Origin of the sequence: Tatumella citrea, assembly GCF_002163585.1 — a bacterium.
GTDB lineage: Bacteria > Pseudomonadota > Gammaproteobacteria > Enterobacterales > Enterobacteriaceae > Tatumella > Tatumella citrea.
Genome location: NZ_CP015579.1, coordinates 496,892 through 518,560 on the forward strand (window position 1 = coordinate 496,892; position 21,669 = coordinate 518,560).

The following is a 21,669-nucleotide window of genomic DNA, read 5'->3' on the forward strand; positions in this document are numbered from 1 at the left end:
TGAGTTTTATCGTCAGCCTGTCAGTATTTATCCGGCACAATCATATGCTGTGGAACCGGGCTGCGGATGTAATCTTTCTTATGCTCACGAGGTGGCAACACGACTACCGGATGGTCCTGTTCCTCGTAAGGTATCTGCGACAGCAGGTGACTGATACAGTTGAGCCTTGCACGTTTCTTATCGACACCCTGCACAATCCACCACGGTGCTTCCGCAAAATGGGTCCGTCCCAGCATATCTTCCTTGGCTTCGGTGTAGTTTTCCCATAAGCGACGGCTTTCCAGGTCCATCGGGCTGAGCTTCCACTGTTTCAGCGGATCGTGGATTCGGCTCAGGAAGCGCAGTTCCTGCTCTTCGTCGGTAATCGAAAACCAGTATTTAATGATTTTGATACCGCTGCGAACCAGCATTTTTTCAAATTCCGGAACACTACGGTAAAACTCTTCCAGTTCTTCAGGGCTACAGAATCCCATTACCCTTTCTACCCCGGCGCGGTTATACCAGCTGCGGTCAAACAGGACCATTTCTCCGGCCGCCGGCAGGTGCGAGATATAGCGCTGAAAATACCACTGCGTCTTTTCGCGATCGCTTGGTGCCGGCAGTGCAGCAACGCGGCAGGTGCGTGGGTTCAGGCGCTGGGCGATACGCTTAATCACCCCGCCTTTACCCGCAGCATCCCGGCCTTCAAAAATTATTACCACGCGGTAACCCGTACGGGTTACCCAGTTCTGTAACTTAACCAGTTCGCCCTGCAGATGCAGCAGTTCGCGGAAGTAGCGACGGCGCCAGTTTTTTTCATCTACTGTTTCAGGGGTTTGTTTATCCAGCCGCAGATCATCGAGCTCCATTTCCAGCTCTTCATCGTAGCTGTCATAAAACTCCTGCAGTAACCGGGCATTAAACTCCGGCATTGAGCTGTGGTTATCATGTAACGACATAATAGTGTCCTGATCAGAAATGTGAGAACAGTGTAAACAGTAAGGCAGACAGCAGGATGGAGACCGGCAGGGTCAGAATCCAGGCCATGATCATATTGCGCAGGGTCGATTTCTGCAGGCCGCCACCACTGGCTGCCATTGTTCCTGCAACCCCGGAAGATAAAACATGAGTGGTGGATACCGGTAAACCGAACACATCTGCAGCACCAATGGTTGCCATGGCGACCAGTTCGGCGCTGGCACCCTGTGCATAGTTAAGATGCGTTTTACCAATTCGCTCACCGACAGTAACCACGATACGTTTCCAACCCACCATGGAGCCTAAGCCCAGTGCCAGAGCGACCACAATCTTCACCCACATCGGGATGAAGCGGGTTGAACGGTCCAGTTCGGCTTTCATTGCCTTCAGGTTGGGTTGGGTATCAGCAGGCACTACCAGGCTGGTGGATTTCATGCTGCCAATGGCTTCCGATGCCAGATACATATCATTACGGATGTTCGGGACCAGATGTGCGGGGATCTTATCCATCGCACCGTATTGCTGCAGCTGGTGGCTGATATCGGTCAGCACCACACCCAGTGCCGGTAATGTTCCGGCATCAGCGGAGGGCTGACGGATAAACTGCTGCAACCGGTTACGGGCCAGTGCTGTTGTCTCCGGCTGAACCGGCTGCAGTTGCAGTAACTGGTGACCAGTGACCTCAGCCAGTGCTGCAACCCGCGGAACTTCGCTGTCTGGCATAGAGCGGTTCAGCGAGTAGGCGATCGGCATGGTACCTACCAGGATCAACATGATCAGACCCATTCCTTTCTGCCCGTCGTTGGAACCGTGGGCAAAAGAGACACCGGAACAGGTGAGGATCAGCAGGCTGCGGATCCATAATGGCGGACGTGAGTCGGCTTTCGGAGCCTGATACAGCTGACGGTCACGGATGGTACTTTTCATTACCCGCAACAGAATTGCCGACAGAACAAATCCAAGTATTGGCGACAGCAGTAATGCTGAGAATACGCTGGTTACCTGTCCCCAGTTCACACCGCTCAACCCGTTCTGCCCGGCCTGGATGGCGTAAGCAACGCCCACACCGATGATCGAACCGATCATTGTGTGAGATGACGAGGAAGGCAGACCAAAATACCATGTGCCAAGGTTCCAGATAATGGCTGAGAACAGCAGGGCAAAGATCATGGCAAAACCGTGCCCTGAACTGGCCTGCAGGATCAAATCCACCGGCAGCAGCGAGATAATCCCGAAAGCTACCATGCCGCTGGACAGCAGAACGCCGCAAAAGTTACAGAAGCCTGACCAGACCACCGCAATATTCGGGGTCATAGAGCGGGTATAAATAACGGTGGCTACCGCATTCGCGGTATCGTGGAATCCGTTAACAAATTCAAATCCCAGCGCAATAACCAGAGCCAGTCCGAGTAAGGTAAATGAGAGGTAGCTGGTGAAATGGTCTCCGGACAGAGAGACATCCTGAAAAACGTTAAGGCCGGCAAAGACCAGGCCCGCAAGTGCCAGTACTCCGACAATAATTGCCGGGCGCTTACCCTGGCGATGCTGCTGGACCGGGGAGCTAACATCCCGGTTGCCCAGCGGGAGGCTGTTTTGGCTCATAGTAATCTCACAGTGTATTCATCGTAGTTGATGACCGCTGTATAAATAGCGGCACTTTATGACAGTCAGATGAATGCGCCTGTAAATCTGGCTTCCCGGGGAGAAAATAGCTCTTTTTGTGGTGTTAATATGACTGAAATATTTCACTCATATGATCGTTACTTATTACCCTGAACAGCAGAGAACTGACTATGGTGCAGAGTGCCTTTCCCCGCCCGACTGATTTTTCGGAGGAAGTTTCCGGGCTGATGTATGGCTATTATTTTTCTGCCGGTGACGAATCAGAGTTGAAATGATTGCTGTTGTGAACGAGCCTGAAGCGCTCTGTGGATACAGCGTTGCATGAGATTGCGGAAGATGTATTAATCGAGGGTAAAAGTATTCAGTAACGTTACCCTGCGGCGGATATACGCTGATATATCGCTTTTATGCTGATTGCGCATGTAGCTGGATTCAATGATTGAAAGTATTCTGTCTCGCTGGACAGTCACGCTGGTAATATATTTTTCGGCCAGCCGCGGTTTAATCCCCATTCCCTCCGCCAGTTCAATAAAGTCATACCCGGTATACTCTCCCAGGTATGAATCCAGGCCCCGGGCAATTCCCTGATTACGTTCCTCGGGTTCAAGCAATGGCAGTGCCAGTACTTCGGTGAAAGATGACGGGTAAGGCACCACGCTGACGAAATCATAAACCGGTGCAATGCTTACTCTGCCTTGCGGGCTATACAGAAGTCCGATATTTCTCAGATGAAAATCATTATTACCAAACAGATACGCACACAGGATACGCAAAAAGATATCCCGCTTACCGGCCAGCGATGAATCTACATACCCGGCGACAAATTTAGCGGCACGCTCATAACTTACCGTGTGCTCAGACTGTTCATTAAGACCATATTTATCAGGCACTGCCATCGCACCATCCAGTTGTTCCTGATGTATTTTCCGGTCATCTCCGCGGTCATAGCGCTTTATGATAAAGGTCAGTTCCGCGGGCTGGCTGGGGCCTTCCGTTGCAAAAGGGATGAGCCCAAACAGGGGCCAGCCCTTTAAAGAACGGGTGCAATTGTACTGAGAAATCAGGTTGGCTGGTCACCGGCAGGCTGAGTGATAACGGATGCCCCTGGTAATCAGGAAGGTAAGAAAAGGTATAACCTTCATCGGTCTGAAGCAGTTCCCCAACTGGCTCTCCGTATAAAAGCACACTCAGATTTCTATACATAATTCGCCACCGACTTCCCTGATCAGCGCCTGAATAGTGGATAATTTAGCGTCGTAAGGGCGCTTAATCAGACGTTTAAATGTCGCCAGCGATACATCAATTTGCAGAGCCATATCTTCATAGGTCACCGAAGATTCTTTCATCTTCTTTTTTAGCAAATCACTCAGTTCCTGCTCGGTCGGCAATTTGATCAACGGATTTCTGGTTTGGCCTGACATATCTCCACCGGTGTCATATTTGATACTTTTGGTTACTTTTAGCACAGTAAAAGATATGGTGCATCTGAAAAGTATCAGATATGACACTTTGTTCGTATATTCTGAAGTCAGTTCACAGAGATTCACCGGGCTTTATCTCCACTGCCCGGGGAGAAAATAGCTCTTTTTGTGGTGTTAATATGACTGAAATATTTCACTCATACGATCGTTACTTATTACCCTGAACAACAGAGAAATGACTATGGTGCAGAGTGCCTTTCCCCGCCCGACTGATTTTTCGGAGGAAGTTTCCGGGCTGATGTATGGCTATTATTTTTCTGCCGGTGCAGCACCGCAACGCAAATCGGCAGAGGCATTGGTCACACTGGCACAGCAACCTTCCACCGAACAGGGGTTTATCTGGTTGCATATTAACCTTAATCACGCTGCCGCAGGGCGCTGGCTGCGTCAACATTTCTTACCTGATGATGATTTTCTTGATGAGATAAATGCCACTTCCTCACGTACCCGAATTGCTCTGCAGGGTGATGCAATGTTTACGGTATTAAACGATGTGCGGCTGGAGCACCAGGGCAGCCAGATCGATAATGCCACCCTCTGGACCTGGTGCCGCCGTGGAATTCTGATCACCGCCCGTTACAAGCCGGTAAGCATGATCGAAAAAATGGTGGCAACTCTGCCGGAGCTGGCCTTTACCCGTGCCGAAGAGATGCTGTTCTGGTTGCTGGAGATTCAGGAAAACTGCCTGGAGTCGATCATTCGCAAGGCCAGTTATGACGTTTACCAGATTGAGGAACGACTGTTTAACAGCGCGATGCGGCATAACCGGACCATACTGAGTAAAATCCGCCGTAGTCTGTTGCGGGTACAAAGCCTGCTGGCTCCGGAACCGGCGGCTCTGTTTCGGTTGCTGAATCGCCCGCCGGAATGGCTGGCTGAACAACAAACCCGTGAGCTGCGTGAATTCAGTGAAGAATTTAGCGTAGGGCTGAATGACCTGGGTAACCTGATGGAGAGGATTCGTCTGTTGCAGGAGGAAGCCGGGGCGCAACTGATGGAACAGAACAACCGTACACTTTATTTACTGACAATAATTACGGTGCTGGCGCTGCCGATTAATATTGTTGCCGGGCTATTTGGAATGAATGTCGGGGGTATCCCGCTGGCCAGTGATCATCACGGTTTTTTCCATCTGGTGGGACTGGTGATCCTGTTTACCCTGCTGGCCTGCTTATGGGTATATAAACGAAGTCGTTGAGGGCGGCACCTGCAGTTGCTGCACCGCCACTGGCTGTCAGTTATTCATCAAAGCAGAGTTCGGGAGCACTGCCCTGATCATCATACTCTTCGCGATCACGGGCCGCCCTGCGTTCCGGGCTCTGAATTTCGTCGGACAGGTAGCGTTGGCCGGAAGCCAGGATATCTTCAATTTGTACCGCGTAAGTTGATGTCATCATGAAACCTCGTGGTGGCTGAATATCGAATTATCAGGGTCAGCATGACAGCCGCAGATGACAATTCTGTGATCACTCTCGCGGGCAGTATCCGGGTGGCCTGAGAACCGGCGACTTAACGAAGGATTGCCGCTATGCTGAGAGACATTCACAGGTTATTGCAGGAGAAAAAGCGATGTTACGTTTAGCCGTAGTAGGAACGAACTGGATCACGGATAGCTTTGTCACCGCCGCGCTGGATAGCGGGTTGTATCAGTTGACTGCCGTTTACTCTCGTCAACCGGAACAGGCAGCCTCGTTTGCTGAAAAATATGGCAAACCAGCATTGTTTACCGATCTGCAGCAGCTGGCCGAAAGCTCGCAGGTCGATACGGTTTATATTGCCAGCCCGAATTCACTGCATTGCCAACAGAGCTGTCTGTTTATGCAGCATGGAAAGCATGTTATCTGCGAAAAACCTTTTGCTTCTCATGTTCACGAAGCAGAGCAGATGATCGACTGTGCCAGACAGCATCAGGTCGTACTGTTTGAAGCGTTTAAAACCGCGACATTGCCTAATTTCCGGGTGGTGCGTGAGTCGCTGCCGGAGCTGGGTACCCTGCGCAAGGCCCTGCTGCATTATTGTCAGTACTCATCACGTTACGGGCGTTATCTGGCCGGAGAGAATCCGAATACTTTCAACCCGGCATTTTCCAACGGTTCGGTGATGGATATCGGCTTTTACCCGCTGGCCAGTGCCGTGGCATTGTGGGGAGAGCCACAGAGGGTGATTGCAGAAGCCAGCCTGTTGGATAGCGGGGTGGATGCACACGGTACAGTGGTACTGAATTACGGCGATTTTGATGTCACAATTCTGCATTCAAAAGTCAGCGATTCGGTATTGGGCAGCGAAATCCAGGGAGAGCAGGGGGCTCTGGTTATCGATAAATTGTCGACCTGCGACGGAGTGACTCTGCATCTGCGTGGAGCGAAGCCAAAGGCTTTAAGTGTGCCGCAGTACGACAATACCATGCGCTATGAAGCTGAATTGTTTGCCCGGCTGGTGGCTGACCGGATAGTGGACCATCCGGCCTTGCAGGTTAGCCTTATCACCTCAAGGTTACTGACTGAAATCCGCCGCCAGACCGGTGTTCGTTTCCCTGCTGACAAGACAGATTAAGCCAGAAAGAAAAGGGGGGCCGCCATCGCGGCAGCCCTCAGATTTCGAAATTGTAGGCTACCTCACTGGCTGCTGTGCTGTTTTGCGCATTGGCTTTTAGCTCATCAACAGACAGATTCGGGTTACACAGCATCATAAACTGCCACAGATAATCGCGCTGTAACTGACCCCGTTTGACGGCCAGCCAGACGGTACTGGCTGAGAAAAGATGGCGAACATCCAGTGAACTGACTCCTTCATCCTCTTCAGTCACTGCCGTTTCTGCCAGAATCCCGATGCCCATTCCCAGTTTGACGTAGGTCTTAACCACATCCGAGTCCTGAGCGCTAAGTACAATATCAGTTTTTAGCGAGGCACTTTCAAAAGCCTGGTCGATAGCTGAACGCCCGGTCATCCCGCTGCGATAAGTAATTAACGGCCATGCCGCCAGATGTTCAAGAGTGACATCGGTCAGATCAGCCAACGGATGCTGACGGGGAACCAGTACTTTATGATTCCACTTAAACCAGGGAAATGCGCGTAATGATTCGCTGTTTGACAGCACTTCCGAAGCTATTCCAAGGTCAGCCGTCCCGGCACTAACCATGGCGCGAATCTCTTCCGGGGTGCCCTGATTCAACACCAGACGGATATTAGGATACAGCTCACGAAACAGTTTGATCTTATCCGGCAGTGAATAGCAGGCCTGAGTGTGGGTGGTGGCAATAGTCAGCACGCCATCCTGCTGACCAGTGAAAAGTTCGCCTAAACGCCGTGCTTTGCCGGCATCATCGAGAATGCGGCGGGCAATGGTCAGCATCTCTTTGCCAGGCCCGGTCAGACCCAGCATTCGCTTACCATGACGGATAAACAGTTCCACCCCCAGTTCTTCTTCCAGTTCACGGATGTGCCGGCTGATCCCTGACTGCGAGGTATATAAGGTTTTGGCTACCTCGGTGAGGTTAAACTGGCACCGGGATGCCTCCCTGATAATTCTTAGCTGCTGGAAGTTCATGTTATTCACTTTTCTGAAAGAGTTACCCCAATAAAATAAAAAAAATCCCCTGACGGGGTAAATAATTAAAACTTTTCAGATATACCGGAACGGTATATGCGCGGGAATTCACGCTCATAAGAGCAGCCCGGGCCGGTTGTTGAGTAAATTCCTCCACGCAGTGGCATAAAACAGCAATAATTTCCTGGTTTTTATGCTCAGGGAGGAGGTTAGTTTATTTTCATCCAAGCTTTGCCATTTTTGTTATTTCAACTCTCAATTCCACGGCTCTTATTATGAAATCCGGGCTGGTTTTTATAATTAAAGAGGCAGTGAATGAAAGGGTGGCGTTTAACGAGCTTTAAAAAACATTTGCTGGTCACACTGATGGTGGCTGCACTACCGGCATGGGCTGCAGATCAGCCTCATCAGGGGGGCACATTAATTTATCTGGAACAGCAGGCACATACCAACCTCTATCCGCCGGCCGGTGGGTTCTACCCGAACGGGGGAGTCCTGAATCAGATAACCGATAAGCTCACCTGGCAAAACCCCAAAACACTGGCGATTGAACCCTGGATTGCTCAAAGCTGGAGCAGCAATCCACAAAAGACTGAGTGGACGTTTAAACTGCGCCCGGGAGTGACCTTCTCTGACGGCACACCACTGGACGCTGAAGCTGTAGCTAAAAACTTCGATACTTATGGCCTGGGAAATAAACAGAAGCATTTCCCGGTCTCTGAAGTGATTAATAATTATGACCACAGCGAAGTGATCGATCCGCTGACGGTTAAATTCTATTTTAAACAGCCATCACCAGGATTTTTACAGGGGACCTCGACGATTGGTTCCGGACTGGTGTCGCTCTCGACTCTGAATAAAAGTTTTGACCAGTTAGGCGATGCGCGAAATATTATTGGTTCCGGTCCGTTTGTAGTGAAATCGGAAACTCTCGGTCATGAACTGGATTTGGTCGCGCGTAAAGATTACCACTGGGGACCGGTGAATGACCCGCACCAGGGGCGTGCTTATCTGGATGGCATTCAGTTCCTTGTGACTCCTGAAGATGGTGTCCGTATCGGCGCATTGCTGGCCGGTCAGGCAGATTTTATTCGCCAGATTCAGGCCTATGACGAAAAACGCGTGGCGGCGCAGCATCTGACGATTTATGCCGAACCCACCCGGGGGGTGAATGACAGCCTGAGTTTCCGTCCGGATAATCCGCTGGTTTCTGACGTTCGTGTGCGCAAAGCATTACTGATAGCAACTAACCGCCAGCAAATTGTCGATACCCTGTTCTCGCCTAATTATCCGGTAGCCACCTCGGTAATTGCCTCCACCGCCTTAGGCTATGTGCCGCTACAAAATCTGCTGACTTACGATCCGCAACAGGCGAAGAAATTGCTGGATCAAGCGGGCTGGATCACCGGCAGCAACGGAATTCGCCAGAAAAATGGTGTACCGCTGTCACTGAGTGTCTATGTATCCCTGCCACAGCCGCAAAACCAGCAGGTACTGCAACTGATTGCCCGTCAGTGGCGTGAGATCGGTGTGATCCTCAATGTCCGTCCGGCCGATGCCGGGACTTCCGCGCTGAATAATCTTGATCCTCTGAAAGCTCCACTGGCGGTGGCAGAGGTTGGCAGGGCCGATCCGGATGTGATCAAAAGTGATTTTTATCCAACCAACCGTGATCTGCTGCTGCAAAAAGGTGGACTCAGCAATAAAGTCAAAAGCTTCCGCGATGACAAGCTGAATGACCTGCTGCTGAAAATCTCTCAGGAAACCGATAACGCACAACGCCTGAAACTGACCGGCGATGTGCAGCGCTACCTGCTGGAACAGGCGTATGTGATCCCGATTTTCGAAGAACCGCAGGTCTTCGCCGGCGCGCAGTGGCTGAAAGGGGTGAGTTTTGAAGCCGTTGGCCGGCCATCGTTCTACGATGCCTGGTTAGATAAGAAATAAGCGGAGGCGTAATTATGGGGCGTTATGTGCTGCAACGGGTACTGCAGGGGATTCTGGTGTTGTGGGCAGCCTGGACACTGTCTTTTGTGCTGTTGCAGCTGTTGCCCGGCGACGCCATTATGATTAAGTTTCTTGACCCTTCGCTGGGACTGAGCGCCGACCAGATTGAGCAGATGCGTAAGCTATACGGTGACGGGGTCCCGGCCTGGCAGCAATATTTTTCTGCTCTGACCGCAGTACTGCACGGCAACCTGGGCTATTCGGTGCAGCTCGGGGTACCGGTGACCGATGTGCTGGCAACCAACTTTCCACAGACGCTGAAACTGGTGATCCCCGGCTTTATTCTGGCGCTGATTATCGGTCCCGGGATCGCCATTCTCGCATGGCTGCCCGGGCTGCACTGGCTGCGTAACAGTCTGTATTCACTGCCTTCGCTGCTGGTTTCGTTGCCGGTATTCTGGCTCGGGATTGTCCTGATTCAGATCTTTTCATTCCGGCTGCACTGGGTTTCGGTGATCAACCCCTCACCGGTCGGCGGGATGATCCTGCCGGTGATCACTCTGGCGGTACCGATTGCGGCTCCTCTGGCACAAATATTTATGCGCAGCATTGATCAGGTCCGGACTCAGCCATTTGTCGCAGCGGCGCGTTCGCGCGGTGTCAGCCAGTTACGGGTACTGTTCCGCCATGTATTGCGTAATGCCAGCCTGCCATTGCTGACGGTTGCCGGTCTGTTGCTGGGGGAACTGATCGCCGGCGCACTGGTAACCGAAACGGTATTTGGCCTGAACGGATTGGGACAGGTGACCTGGCAGGCAGTGAACAATCAGGATGACAATGTGTTGCAGGCAGTGGTGGTGATTTCAGCACTGTCCTACGTAGTAATTAATCTGCTGGCGGATCTGCTGACCCCGTTACTGGACCCGCGTCTTAACATTACCTCGCAGGGGAAAGTATGACAGCTATCGACAGCCTGCGTGTTCAACGCAAAAATCAACCACACAAGGTCCGGCGTTTACGCATCACACCCGGTCTGTGGCTGGCATGGGCAGTCATCGTCCTGGCGGTAGTGGCTGCCCTGTTTCCACAACTGTTTGCCCATTACGACCCTTACAGCGGGGTTGCCGGTACGCAGCTGACCCCTCCGGACAGCAGGCACTGGCTGGGCACCGATCAACTGGGACGTGATCTGCTCAGCCGGATTATCTATGGCACCCGCTGGTCATTATCGGCTGCGGTTGCCGCGGTAGCTGTCGGGCTGGTGGTGGGTGCCGCTGCCGGAATGCTGGCTGCCTTCAGCCGTCTGTCGGTGGAAAATCTGGTCATGCGGCTGGTCGATGTGCTGTTGTCCATTCCGGCGCTGCTGTTATCACTGAGCATTATTATTCTGCTGGGTATGGGGACCTTTCATGCGGCACTGGCAGTCGGTTGTGCCTCGGTCGCCAATTTTGCCCGGTTGTCACGGGCGGAAGTATTACGTATCCGTCGTCAGGATTATATCGAAGCTGCGTTTGGCAGTGGCGGGCGTTTTCCGACAGTGTTCCTGCGCCATGTGTTGCCGAATGCTCTGCCGACATTACTGGCATTCTCTGCCCTGCAATTTGGCCAGGCGATCCTGGCATTATCTACCCTGAGTTTTCTGGGGTTTGGCAGCCCGCCTCCGGTACCTGAATGGGGGCTGATGATCGCCGAAGGGCGTAACTATCTGGCGACTGCCTGGTGGCTGTCGGTATTCCCCGGAGGGGTGGTGATCGCCGTAGTTCTGGCGGCTAACCGCATCAGCCACTATTTATCAGGAGATAGTCTATGACAACGCAGACCGTGCCGGTTTTACAGCTGGACGCGCTGACGCTGGCTTATCATTCCGATGACCAGTGGCGTGAAACGGTGCATCAGGTGAGTTTCAGTCTGAATGCCGGCGAAATGCTGGCGGTGGTAGGGGAATCCGGTTCCGGGAAAACCACCACTGCCCAGGCCGTGATGGGGCTGTTGCCAGAGAATGGTCGGCGCAGCAGTGGCCGGATCCTGTTTAACGGGGAAGATATCAGCCAGTGGTCATCCCGCCGGCTGGACAGCCTGCGGGGTGCTCAGATTTCTCTGGTCCCCCAGGACCCGGGTAATTCACTGAATCCGCTGAAAACCCTCGGTGAACAGGTCGGAGAAGTGCTGCTACTGAAAGGTCCCCGGCTCTCCCGTGCACAACGCCGCACACAGGTAACTGAGCTGTTTCGTCGGGTCGGACTGAGCCATCCGGAACAACGCATTTTCCAGTATCCACACCAGCTGTCCGGCGGGATGAAACAGCGGGTTTTGATTGCCATCGCAATTGCCATGAAACCGGCACTGATCATTGCTGATGAGCCGACCAGTGCCCTGGATGTTACTGTGCAGAAGCTGATTATGAACCTGATTGATGAGCTGCGGCATGAATACGGTACTGCGGTACTGTTTGTCACTCATTCACTGGCGCTGGCCAGTGAGCATGCTGACCGGCTGGTGGTTTTTCGCGAAGGTCGCCTGCTGGAACAGGGGCCGACGGAGCAGGTGATTCGCCATCCGCAGCATGCTTATACACAACAGTTGCTGGCCAGTGTGCGGGAAAATTATGCCCCGGCCGGGACATTGCCGGTTACCGTGGCCGACAGTTCACCGGTGATCCGCATCTCTTCGGTCGCAAAACAGTTTTCTCTGAGCCGTAAACAGCAGATGCAGGCATTACAGGATATTTCGCTGACAGTATCCCGTGGGACCACCCACGCGCTGGTCGGCGAATCCGGGTCCGGTAAAACTACTCTGGCGCGGATTCTGTTGGGTTTTGAACAGGCGGATGCCGGTGATATCGAAATAAGTGGTCAGAGTACTCCCGGCCTGTCACGTGAAGGCTGGCGGCAGTTACGGCAGAAAATTCAGTTTGTTTATCAGAATCCTTTTTCGTCACTGGATCCGCATCAGACCTTATTCACCATCATCGAAGAGCCATTACTGAATTTCACCTCGCTGACCCGTGCACAGCGTCAGCAGCGGGTAGAAGAGGTGGCGGGCCAGGTGGCCCTGGATCCGGCCCTGTTATTGCGGCGAGCGCAGCAATTATCCGGCGGACAGCGGCAACGGGTAGCGATCGCCAGGGCGCTGATCCTGCGGCCGGAGATCCTGGTGCTGGATGAAGCGACTTCGGCACTGGATGTGACAGTGCAGTCACAAATACTGGCGTTACTCAGTGAATTACAGAAAAAACTCTCACTGACTTATCTGTTTATTACCCACGATTTACAGGTAGTGCGGCGTATTGCCCATCATGTCTCAGTATTGCGTGGTGGCAGGCTGATCGAACAAGGCGAGACGGCGCAGCTGTTTGCCGCTCCGCAAGACGATTATACCCGTCAACTTATCAACGCGATCCCGGCATTCAACCCGTCAGTGGAGACCGTAGTATGAGCGAAAAACGGATAGGATTTTTCACCCGATTGCTGGATAAAGCTCCGGCGGCAGAGCGCTACCGTCTGGCGACGGAGCAGATCCGCCACGCAGAGGCGCTCGGTTTTGACAGTGCCTGGGTGGCCCAGCACCATTTCCATGAACAGGAAGGGGGCTTACCTTCGCCGCTGTTGTTTCTGGCCCACGTCGGCGCGGTGACCCGTAATATTCGTTTAGGTACCGCGATTATCACTTTGCCGATGGAGAATGCGATTCGGGTGGCCGAGGATGCCGCCGTGCTGGATCTGCTGACCGGCGGACGTCTGGAACTGGGGTTAGGTTCCGGAGGTACACCGACGTCATTTGAACCCTTCGGGCTGAGCTTTGAGCAGCGGGGGGAGGTCTTTGCCGGCAATCTGGGCACTCTGCAACAGGCATGGCAGGGGCAGGCACTGGCGGATACCGCGAATCAGCTCTATCCGGCAGCGCCGGGCCTTACAGATAAAATCTGGATCGCCACGTTTTCGGTGGCCGGGGCAGAAAAAGCCGCTAAAGCCGGTCACGGTCTGATGCTGTCACGCACTCAGCCGAGACCGGCAGGCCAGCCAGAATTGCCGTTGGATGCGCTGCAAAATCCGATTATTGATGCTTACCTGGCAGCACTGCCGTCCGGGGTCGCACCACGGATACTGGCATCCCGGACCGCTTTTGTCGCGACCGACCGCCAGTACGCCCGTAAAGTGGCGTTGCCGGGTCTGACCGCCCAGGCCGCCGCTTATCGCCAGTCCGGCCACCGGTTACGGGGCGAGACTCTGGACGATTTTATGGGCCAGTTTGATGCCCATATCGGCGATCCGCCGGATGTGCTCTCTTCCCTGTTACAGGACAGCTGCCTGCCCCGGGTCACGGATATCTCCTTCCAGGTGCATTCTGTGGAACCCGAACATGCCGATGTACTCCGGTCGCTGGAGCTGCTGTCCCGCTATATCGCCCCTGTGTTGCGCAAGCATGCGCCAAAGACATTGTCAGAGAGGAACGTATGAGTGAAATTCACGATCTGGTTCAGCAGTTATCAGCCATTACCGCCGGCACTGAACTGGCCGAAAGCCGGCAGATCCGCAGTGCAGCCACCGAACATACTCAGGGCAGTTATCAGGCGTTGTTTAACGCCGGCAGTGATGACTTCCCGTTATCTCTGCGTAGCGTGGTGGCTGCCAGCGTTGCTGGCTGGCACCATGCGGATGCTTTGCAACAGTATTACTCATCGCTAAGTCATCCGCTGGAATCTTCACCACGGCTGGAGGCCGCACTGGCCTTCGCGCACCGTCTGACATTTGAACCGGTTGCCGCCAGTCCGGATGATTTGCAGAAACTACAGCAGGCGGGCTGGGATACTGACAGTATTATTACTCTGGCGCAGCTGATTGCGTTTGTCAGTTTCCAGAGCCGGTTAATCCACGGTTTTTCACTGCTGGCGGCACCACTGCAGGATGATACAGGGGTAGCACAGGCGCCGGTCACCGCAGGCCGCTGGCATACTCATCCACAGACCCGCCAACATCGTCCGGCACCGGTGGCCTTTACCCAGAAAAGTCTGGGCTGGGAGTCCTGGCTGGTGGCGAAACCTTTCGCTGAATTCAGCCCTGAACAGCAGGAGACGCTAACCCGTTTCGGGCATCAGGATTCCGAATATTTCCGCTTACTGGGCCGTAACCTGCCGGTACTGGAACAACGTACACTGACCGATAAAGGTATTTTCTACACCAGTGGCGGTTTAGCTCGTGCTGAACGTGAGCTGGCTGCGGCAGTCACCAGCAAGGTGAACGGCTGCATTTATTGCGCCTCGGTGCATGCCCGAAAAGCGACGCAGTTGTCGAAGCAGCGGGATGATGTGGCATTGTTGCTACAGGTGCAGCCGGGAGATCCGTTATCGGCAGGTCAGAATGAACGCTGGGAAGCAGAGATTGAGGCCGTGGCTGCACTCTCGGTGACGCCACCGCTGTTGACTGCTGCACATCTGCAACGTCTGCGCAGTCTGTCTCTTTCTACGCTGGAAATCACCGATCTGCTTCAGTCGGCGGCTTTCTTCGCCTGGGCAAACCGGCTGATGCTGACTCTGGGGGAGCCATTTATTCCTGAGGAAACGGCGGAAGCGGCGGCCTGACCAACGTAGCGGGGAGGCTTCCGCCTCCCCGTGTTGCAGATTAGTGCAGTTGTGCAGCAATCGCACTGAACATCAGCGAGGCTTCGAGTGGCTGGGCGGCAAAATCTGGTTCCGCCTGTGGCCAGGTTGACCACTGAACAATCACCAGTTTCTCCGCCGGATTAACCATAATGATCTGGCCATAGATACCCAGCGCCCACAGTGAACCTTTCAGAGACTCCGCAGCCGTTGGACGGACAGCCGTTGCATTGGCTGGTACGGCGTTATTCCACCACTGATAACCATAAATACCGTCAGGATGGCCGGCTGACACCGAATTGCTGGCATGAGTCCAGTCTGCTGCCTGTTGCAGCCAGTGGGGTGGCAGAATCTGCTGCCCGTCCGGCAGGCGTCCGCCGTTCATGACAAATTCACCGAAACGGCCCCAGTCTTCCAGCGTGGCATTAAAACCATGTGCGCCGACATCATGCTGGCCTGGCTGATAGGAGTGCCAGACACCATCCTGAGCCATGCCGTATGGTTGCCAGAGGGTTTGCTGCAGATAGCTGGCCAGTGGCATACCGGTAGCACGCTCCAGAATATCACCCAACAGCCAGGCGCCACCGGAAGAGTATGACCATGTGCTGCCCGGCGCATGGGCGCGTTTTAATCCGGTGACGATATTACGTACGCACTGATAAGTGCCTGGTTTTGCCTCGCACTGCGTCAGATGAGAGAAATCAGAAGATGGCTGGGTGTAATCTTCGTTCCATGCCACGCCGGAGGTATGGGTGATCAGCTGTTTAAGTGTCACCCCGTCCCAGGCAGTGCCTGCTAACTCCGGTTCATAGCGGGTAATCTGGTCGTTTAACGAGTGGATTTTGCCCTGCTGTAATGCAATGCCGATCAGGGTTGAGACCACCGATTTGCCGACCGAGCGGGAGGTCCACAGGGTGGTATCGGTATTGCCCTGACCCAGATATTTATAGGCAATTTTGCCGTCTTTCAGCACCAGCATAGCGCTGACATTTTCCCGTTGCAGATATTCCGGCAGTGAATAACTTTTGCCACCGACCTGATAGCTGACGGAATGCAGCTGACGTGCCGAACGTTGCAGCGGGGTGGCCTTACCGTGGCGGAAAATATCCCCCGGATAAATCCGGTAATCGTTACGAAAACCAATGACCCGGCTGGCCTGATCCCAACTGAGCATTTTTTTGGCATCCGGCAGTTTTGCATCGAACGGCTGCGGGCAGACGCTGAGCGCTACACCGCCGCAGGAGACTGCGCTGTTCGCGCTGGCCGTCGGTAATGTAGTCACAGTAATACCCAGAGCTAAGGCCAGCATGGCCGGTTTGAATAATGCCTGCATTTTTTTTCCTTAAGTTAAGCGGCTGTGGGGCGAGTATAGGGTGGTAAACCGGCTTGAAAAAATCACGAAATGGGGGAGAATCCCCCTAAATGAGTCAATGAGAAACGGAGATTCGATGGCAGCATTAGACTATTCATTTTCACAGATTGAAGCCTTTGCCTGTATTGCCGAACAGGGAAGCTTGTCGAAAGCGGCATTGTTCCTGGGTAAAGACCGGACGACCCTGCGTGATTTACTCGATTACCTGGAAGATGCACTGGGCTACCGGTTATTTATCCGTGAAGGCCGCAAACTGATTCTTACTCCGCAGGGGCAACAATTGCACCGCCAGGCACATCTGTTACTGCGTCAGGCGCGGGCTTTTGAAAGCTATGCACACTCGTTGCGTGTCCCTCAGCAGCAGGAACTTGTGATGGTTTATGATCCGTTTATCCCTGCCGGACTGACAGCGGCGATCACTACATTGATGTCTGAACAGGGGATTCGTTTCAGTGCCTGGAGTGGCTCACGTTTGCAGGCTGAGGCAGCATTAAGCGAGGGGAGTGCTCATCTGGCACTCTGCCAGTCCGGTGACCGGGCGCTGGGTACACAGATGGAGTGGTGTGCCCTGGGGTCGGTGGAACTGGATTTTTATGCCTCCCGCCGTTTACTGCAGGATCGTCAACAGCCTCTTACTTTGCTGGACTTGTCGGTGGTGCCGCAACTGGTGATGCACCGTAGCCAGGAAGAACAGACAGCCCGCCGGTTGCAGATATCCGGCCAGACTTTATATGCTAATGAACGGGCAACGCTTCGCAATATGCTGGAAAATGGCCAGGGCTGGGGCTTTTTTCCGGTCCACTTCGGGGCGGAACACTGGCACAAAGTGGACCGGCTGGATAGCGAAGTGGGGCACCAGGGACTGAATCTGACGATGGTCGCTCTGTGGTTGCCAGGCGCCGCCAGGCAGCCGTTGTTACAGCAACTGCTGCAGCGCTTGCCACAGCTTTGGCGTGAATCGACCACTGAAGTGACAGCCGCTGACCACAAGTCATCTGGTTTGCCGGACTGTTAAACCGACAGATGAGCGCTTATTATCAGCCACTGGTTTTTATCCCTGACGGGAGAACACGATGATTCAGGGAGTAAAGCGGCTGGCAGGGATGTTCTGTTGCCTGCCACTGCCGGCGTTTGCCGGGTTGTATCATATTAATCCGCAGCTCAGTCATCTGGTATTGCACTGGCAGATGATTGGCGTCAGGGAATATCACGCCCGGTTATCTGAGATTCACGGCGATGTCAGCTTTGATAAGCAGCAGGATTCGCAGATTCATCTGCAGGCCAGCCTGCCCATTGCCAGCCTTGATGCCCATAACTGGTTGCTGACCCGCGCGCTAAAAAGTGCCTCATTTTTTAATCAGCCGGTTTATCCGGATGCCATCTTCAGCAGCAGCCGGATGGTGGCGCTGGGCAATGGCCGTTACCGGGTATTCGGCAGCCTGCAAATCAAAAATATCCGCAAACCGCTGGTGCTGTATGCACAGCAGAGTGATATCTCAGCACAACGTATTCGTCTGTCGGCGCAGACCACTATTTCACGACAGTCCTTCGGGATGGGACAATACCCGGCACTGGTCAGTGATCCAATTCGGGTCGATATCGTGTTGTACGCTGACAGTGCGCAGTAGGTAGCGGGTCACCTGCGCCACACTGGGCAGGTGACCGCCATTGCAGCCAGGATTATTGTCCGCGCAGTTTCGGGTCCAGCGCATCGCGCAGCCCGTCACCTAACAGGTTAAAGGCCAGTACCGTCAGGAAAATAGCCAGGCAGGGGAACAGTGCTACATGGGGTGCCATTACCATATCGGCTCTGGCTTCATTCAGCATGGCGCCCCATTCCGGTGTGGGTGGCTGAGCGCCAAGGCCAATAAATGACAGGCTGGCAGCCGAGATAATTGAAATCCCGATACGCATAGTAAAATAGACAACTATTGACGACAGGGTGCCTGGCAGAATATGTCGCAGCAGGATATGGCTGTCAGAGGCGCCAATACTGCGGGCCGCCTCGATAAATGTCTGGCGTTTCAGTACCAGAGTATTGCCGCGCACCAGCCGTGCAAATGCAGGTACACTGAATACCGCTACCGCCAGGATCACATTCGACATGCCGCTGCCCATAATGGCCACGATAGCAATCGCCAGCAGAATGCCGGGAAAAGCAAACAACACATCACAGATGCGCATAATGATCCGGTCAGTCCAGCCTTCGTAGTAACCGGCAATCAACCCCAGCAGGGTGCCAATCACCGAACCGATTGCCACCGAAAATACCCCGGCCAACAGTGAAATGCGGGTACCTACCAGTACACGGCTGAAAATATCGCGTCCCAGCGCATCTACCCCGAACCAGTGCACCAGTGTCGGCCCCTGATCCAGCCGGTCATAATCAAAGAAATTTTCTGCATCATACGGGCTGATCCATGGCGCAATAATCGCCACGATCAACAGCAGCAAAATAAAGATTGCCGCGCCCATTGCCACTGGCTGTTGCTGAAAACGTAGCCGGAACTCCAGCCACGGGGTACGGGGCTGATGTTCTTTCAGCATCGGCATCGCTTTCAGTGCTGCCTCACGTCGCCAGTTCTTCATTGCTCTTCCTCAGCGGTAGCGAATTGCCGGGTTAATTGCCGCATACAGCAGATCAACCAGCAGATTTATCAGGATAAATTCAAACGAAAACAGCAGCACTTCAGCCTGGATCACCGGGTAGTCGCGCATCGAAACCGAGTCGATCAGCAAACGGCCAAGGCCCGGCCAGTTAAATACCACTTCCACCACAATCGACCCGCCCAGCAGAAAACCAAACTGCAGGCCCATCATGGTAACTACCGGAATCATGGCATTACGCAGACCGTGTTTGAAAATCACGCTGAATTCAGATGCTCCTTTGGCACGCGCGGTACGCATATAATCTTCCCGCATCACCTCGATAAATGAAGAGCGGGTAAACCGGGCCATCACGGCGGCCACAGCAGCACCGAGGGTCAGTGAGGGCAAAACATAGTGCTGCCAGCTGCCGGCACCCACTGTCGGTAACCAGCCAAGCTGAACGGAAAAAATTTGCATCAGCAGCATGCCAAGCGCAAATGCGGGGAAAGAGATGCCGGAAACTGCCAGCAGCATGCCCAGTTTATCCGGCCAACGGTTACGCCAGACAGCTGACACCACACCAATCACTAAGCCAAACACACTGGCCCACACCATGCTGGTAATCGTCAGTAGCAGGGTCGCCATAAAACGCTGAGCAATTTCCTGACTGACCGGGCGTTTAGAAACCATTGACTGGCCAAAATCACCATGCAGTAGCTGAACGATATAGCGCCAGAACTGTTCAGGCAGCGGTAAATCCAGCCCGAGCTGATGACGCACCATCGCGACCACGGTTTCATCGGCATTGGCCCCGGCCTGCAAACGAGCCGGATCGCCCGGCAGCAGGTGGACAAACATAAACACCAGCACTGCCACAATTATCAGTGTGGGAATCATTCCCAGCAGGCGTTTGATAAAGTAATTAAGCATTCACGGTCCTGATGGCTAAGGCTGGCGTTGCCGCCAGCCGGGTCATTTACTTCAGATCCGCATCGTCAAAGTTAAACGAGGTATCCGGCATAATGTAGAAACCGGTCAGATCTTTGCTATTGGCCGAAACCAGTTTTTCTACCACCAGTGGGATCCACGGCTGATCTTTCCAGATACGATCCTGGGCATCTTTATAGAGCGCAGTTTTTTGCGTGTCGTCGGTGGTTTTCAGCGCATCTGCAAGATCTTTGTCAACCTGCGGATTGCTGTAGAAGGCGGTATTAAAGATGGCTGGTGGCCATGAGGAAGTGGCGAACAGCGGTGTCAGTGCCCAGTCTGCTTCACCGGTAGAGGCTGACCAGCCGGTATAGAACATTCTGACGCCGCTCTCTTTCTGGCCTTTATCTTCGACCTGAGCCGCACGCTGTCCGGCATCCATCGCGGTTACCTGAGCTTTTACTCCCACCTGAGCCAGCTGCTGCTGAACAAACTGCAGTACCTTCTGGGCTGTGGTGTAGTTATGTGATGACCAGAGCACAGTCTGGAATCCGTTCGGATAACCGGCTTCTTTCAGTAATTCACGGGCTTTGGCCGGATCGTAGACCGGTGCCGGGAAAGTCTGGGCATAGGCAATTGCCGGAGGAACGATGCCGGTAGCCGGAGTGGCATAACCAGAGAAGGCCACTTTCACCAGTGCTTCACGGTTAATGGCATAGTTCAGTGCTTCACGAACCTTCGGATTATCGAACGGTTTCTGTGTCACGTTGAGACTGATATAGCGCTGCATGATAGACGGCCAGGTCACCACATCCAGTTTGCTGTCTTTTTTCAGCAACGGTGCCTGCTCATATGGAATCGGGAAAGCGACAGTGGCTTCACCGGTTTGCAGCATTGCGGCACGGGTATTATTGTCTACCACCGGACGCCATGTGATTTCATCCAGTTTCGGATAGCCTTTTTTCCAGTAGCCGTCCCATTTTTTCACTTTCATATCGTCAGTCTGGTTCCAGCTGACAAACTGATACGGCCCGGTGCCGACCGGATGGAAACCGATATCTTTACCGTATTTTTTCAGCGCTGCCGGAGAGATCATCACCGCCGACGGGTGCGCCAGGTTGTTAATAAAGGCAGAGAACGGCTGCTTCAGCACAACTTTAACGGTCAGCGGGTCTACCACATCAGTGTGCGCGATATATTTAAACAGGTTATAGCGCTTCAGGTGGCTGTCCGGGTTGCTGGCGCGGTCAAGGTTCACTTTTACCGCTTCGGCATTAAAGTCTGTACCGTCCTGGAACTTCACGTTCGGGCGTAGTTTAAAGGTATAGGTCAGGCCGTCTTTACTGACGGTGTAGCTCTCGGCCAGCACATTTTCCAGCTTCATATCTTTATCGAAGCCAAATAATCCCTGGTAAAACGACTTGGCGACACTCTGCGACAGGGTGTCGTTGGCATCGTACGGGTCCATGGTGGTGAAGTTAGACAATACGGCAACCACAATGTCTTTGGCGGCAAAAGCAGGTAAAGAGACGGCACTGCTGCCGACAAGGCCGGCGGCAATCAGCCATTGAGCTGTTTTCTGGTTCATGGTCCTGTTCTCCTGTCGTTATTCTTATGCCAGGCGGCCTGT

21 protein-coding genes are annotated in these 21,669 nt (G+C 53.5%); 10 read left to right on the plus strand and 11 right to left on the minus strand.

All coding sequences use genetic code 11. The annotated features are described in order from the left end of the window. Window positions 1-20: 20 nt before the first annotated feature. The 5 genes from ppk2 to A7K98_RS02465 all read right to left on the minus strand — a co-directional run bounded on the left by ppk2 (window position 21) and on the right by A7K98_RS02465 (window position 4,001). Window positions 21-938, minus strand: a complete 918-nt coding sequence (ppk2, locus tag A7K98_RS02445; protein WP_087487132.1) for a polyphosphate kinase 2 — start codon at window positions 936-938, stop codon at window positions 21-23. A gap of 13 nt (window positions 939-951) precedes the next feature. Beyond that, window positions 952-2,559, minus strand: a complete 1,608-nt coding sequence (locus tag A7K98_RS02450; RefSeq protein WP_087487133.1) for an inorganic phosphate transporter — start codon at window positions 2,557-2,559, stop codon at window positions 952-954. Window positions 2,560-2,921: 362 nt separating this feature from the next. Next, a complete protein-coding gene (locus A7K98_RS02455) occupies window positions 2,922-3,641 on the minus strand; it encodes a HipA domain-containing protein (RefSeq protein WP_157666046.1) in 720 nt (239 codons plus the stop codon). Beyond that, the gene (locus A7K98_RS02460) at window positions 3,523-3,783 is read right to left on the minus strand and encodes a HipA N-terminal domain-containing protein (RefSeq protein WP_087487135.1); all 261 of its coding nucleotides are present in this window, start codon (window positions 3,781-3,783) and stop codon (window positions 3,523-3,525) included. Before A7K98_RS02460 ends, A7K98_RS02455 begins: the two co-directional genes overlap by 119 nt. Continuing rightward, window positions 3,768-4,001, minus strand: a complete 234-nt coding sequence (locus A7K98_RS02465; RefSeq protein WP_087487136.1) for a hypothetical protein — start codon at window positions 3,999-4,001, stop codon at window positions 3,768-3,770. The genes A7K98_RS02460 and A7K98_RS02465 overlap by 16 nt, the downstream gene beginning before the upstream one ends. Before the next feature lie 241 nt (window positions 4,002-4,242). Here A7K98_RS02465 and A7K98_RS02470 point away from each other — a divergent pair, with 241 nt between their 5' ends. Further along, complete coding sequence (locus A7K98_RS02470; RefSeq protein ID WP_087490330.1) at window positions 4,243-5,259, plus strand: CorA family divalent cation transporter; 1,017 nt, start codon at window positions 4,243-4,245, stop codon at window positions 5,257-5,259. Between the two features lie 40 nt (window positions 5,260-5,299). Here the strand turns inward: A7K98_RS02470 and A7K98_RS21250 are convergent, their stop codons facing one another. Next, window positions 5,300-5,458, minus strand: a complete 159-nt coding sequence (locus A7K98_RS21250; protein WP_157665823.1) for a hypothetical protein — start codon at window positions 5,456-5,458, stop codon at window positions 5,300-5,302. Window positions 5,459-5,630: 172 nt separating this feature from the next. Here A7K98_RS21250 and A7K98_RS02475 point away from each other — a divergent pair, with 172 nt between their 5' ends. Then, complete coding sequence (locus A7K98_RS02475; RefSeq protein WP_087487137.1) at window positions 5,631-6,614, plus strand: Gfo/Idh/MocA family protein; 984 nt, start codon at window positions 5,631-5,633, stop codon at window positions 6,612-6,614. 37 nt (window positions 6,615-6,651) lie between these two features. On the opposite strand, the gene cbl is transcribed toward A7K98_RS02475, so the two are convergent. Beyond that, the gene (gene cbl / locus A7K98_RS02480; protein WP_087487138.1) at window positions 6,652-7,608 is read right to left on the minus strand and encodes an HTH-type transcriptional regulator Cbl; all 957 of its coding nucleotides are present in this window, start codon (window positions 7,606-7,608) and stop codon (window positions 6,652-6,654) included. A gap of 366 nt (window positions 7,609-7,974) precedes the next feature. On the opposite strand from cbl, the gene A7K98_RS02485 reads away from it, so the two are divergent. Genes A7K98_RS02485 through A7K98_RS02510 form a run of 6 tightly spaced genes read left to right on the plus strand, consistent with a single transcriptional unit; the run spans window position 7,975 to window position 15,133 of the window. After that, window positions 7,975-9,555 (plus strand): TIGR04028 family ABC transporter substrate-binding protein, encoded by a 1,581-nt coding sequence (locus A7K98_RS02485; protein ID WP_087490331.1) that lies wholly within the window; start codon window positions 7,975-7,977, stop codon window positions 9,553-9,555. A gap of 14 nt (window positions 9,556-9,569) precedes the next feature. Further along, entirely contained in the window at window positions 9,570-10,514 is a 945-nt protein-coding gene (locus A7K98_RS02490) for an ABC transporter permease (RefSeq protein WP_198361132.1), read from the plus strand. Continuing rightward, on the plus strand, window positions 10,511-11,365 hold the full coding sequence (locus A7K98_RS02495) for an ABC transporter permease (protein ID WP_087487140.1): 855 nt from the start codon (window positions 10,511-10,513) through the stop codon (window positions 11,363-11,365). The genes A7K98_RS02490 and A7K98_RS02495 overlap by 4 nt, the downstream gene beginning before the upstream one ends. Before the next feature lie 11 nt (window positions 11,366-11,376). Continuing rightward, on the plus strand, window positions 11,377-12,990 hold the full coding sequence (locus A7K98_RS02500) for a dipeptide ABC transporter ATP-binding protein (protein ID WP_087490332.1): 1,614 nt from the start codon (window positions 11,377-11,379) through the stop codon (window positions 12,988-12,990). Then, the gene (locus tag A7K98_RS02505) at window positions 12,987-14,012 is read left to right on the plus strand and encodes a putative FMN-dependent luciferase-like monooxygenase (protein WP_087487141.1); all 1,026 of its coding nucleotides are present in this window, start codon (window positions 12,987-12,989) and stop codon (window positions 14,010-14,012) included. The genes A7K98_RS02500 and A7K98_RS02505 overlap by 4 nt, the downstream gene beginning before the upstream one ends. Then, window positions 14,009-15,133, plus strand: a complete 1,125-nt coding sequence (locus tag A7K98_RS02510) for an alkylhydroperoxidase domain protein (RefSeq protein WP_087487142.1) — start codon at window positions 14,009-14,011, stop codon at window positions 15,131-15,133. Before A7K98_RS02505 ends, A7K98_RS02510 begins: the two co-directional genes overlap by 4 nt. A 40-nt stretch (window positions 15,134-15,173) precedes the next feature. Here A7K98_RS02510 and A7K98_RS02515 read toward each other — a convergent pair whose 3' ends face one another. Next, the gene (locus A7K98_RS02515; RefSeq protein ID WP_087487143.1) at window positions 15,174-16,484 is read right to left on the minus strand and encodes a serine hydrolase domain-containing protein; all 1,311 of its coding nucleotides are present in this window, start codon (window positions 16,482-16,484) and stop codon (window positions 15,174-15,176) included. 115 nt (window positions 16,485-16,599) lie between these two features. On the opposite strand from A7K98_RS02515, the gene A7K98_RS02520 reads away from it, so the two are divergent. Next, window positions 16,600-17,538, plus strand: a complete 939-nt coding sequence (locus A7K98_RS02520; RefSeq protein WP_087487144.1) for a LysR family transcriptional regulator — start codon at window positions 16,600-16,602, stop codon at window positions 17,536-17,538. Between the two features lie 58 nt (window positions 17,539-17,596). Then, window positions 17,597-18,151: a YceI family protein gene (locus A7K98_RS02525; protein ID WP_087487145.1), complete on the plus strand. Its 555-nt coding sequence runs from the start codon at window positions 17,597-17,599 to the stop codon at window positions 18,149-18,151. A gap of 52 nt (window positions 18,152-18,203) precedes the next feature. Here A7K98_RS02525 and gsiD read toward each other — a convergent pair whose 3' ends face one another. Genes gsiD through gsiB form a run of 3 tightly spaced genes read right to left on the minus strand, consistent with a single transcriptional unit; the run spans window position 18,204 to window position 21,627 of the window. Continuing rightward, window positions 18,204-19,112 carry a glutathione ABC transporter permease GsiD gene (gene gsiD, locus A7K98_RS02530; protein ID WP_087487146.1) on the minus strand — a complete coding sequence of 303 codons (909 nt, stop codon included), beginning with the start codon at window positions 19,110-19,112 and terminating at the stop codon, window positions 18,204-18,206. Between the two features lie 9 nt (window positions 19,113-19,121). After that, on the minus strand, window positions 19,122-20,042 hold the full coding sequence (gsiC, locus tag A7K98_RS02535) for a glutathione ABC transporter permease GsiC (RefSeq protein ID WP_087487147.1): 921 nt from the start codon (window positions 20,040-20,042) through the stop codon (window positions 19,122-19,124). Between the two features lie 46 nt (window positions 20,043-20,088). After that, window positions 20,089-21,627 (minus strand): glutathione ABC transporter substrate-binding protein GsiB, encoded by a 1,539-nt coding sequence (gene gsiB, locus A7K98_RS02540; RefSeq protein WP_087487148.1) that lies wholly within the window; start codon window positions 21,625-21,627, stop codon window positions 20,089-20,091. Window positions 21,628-21,669 lie beyond the last annotated feature (42 nt).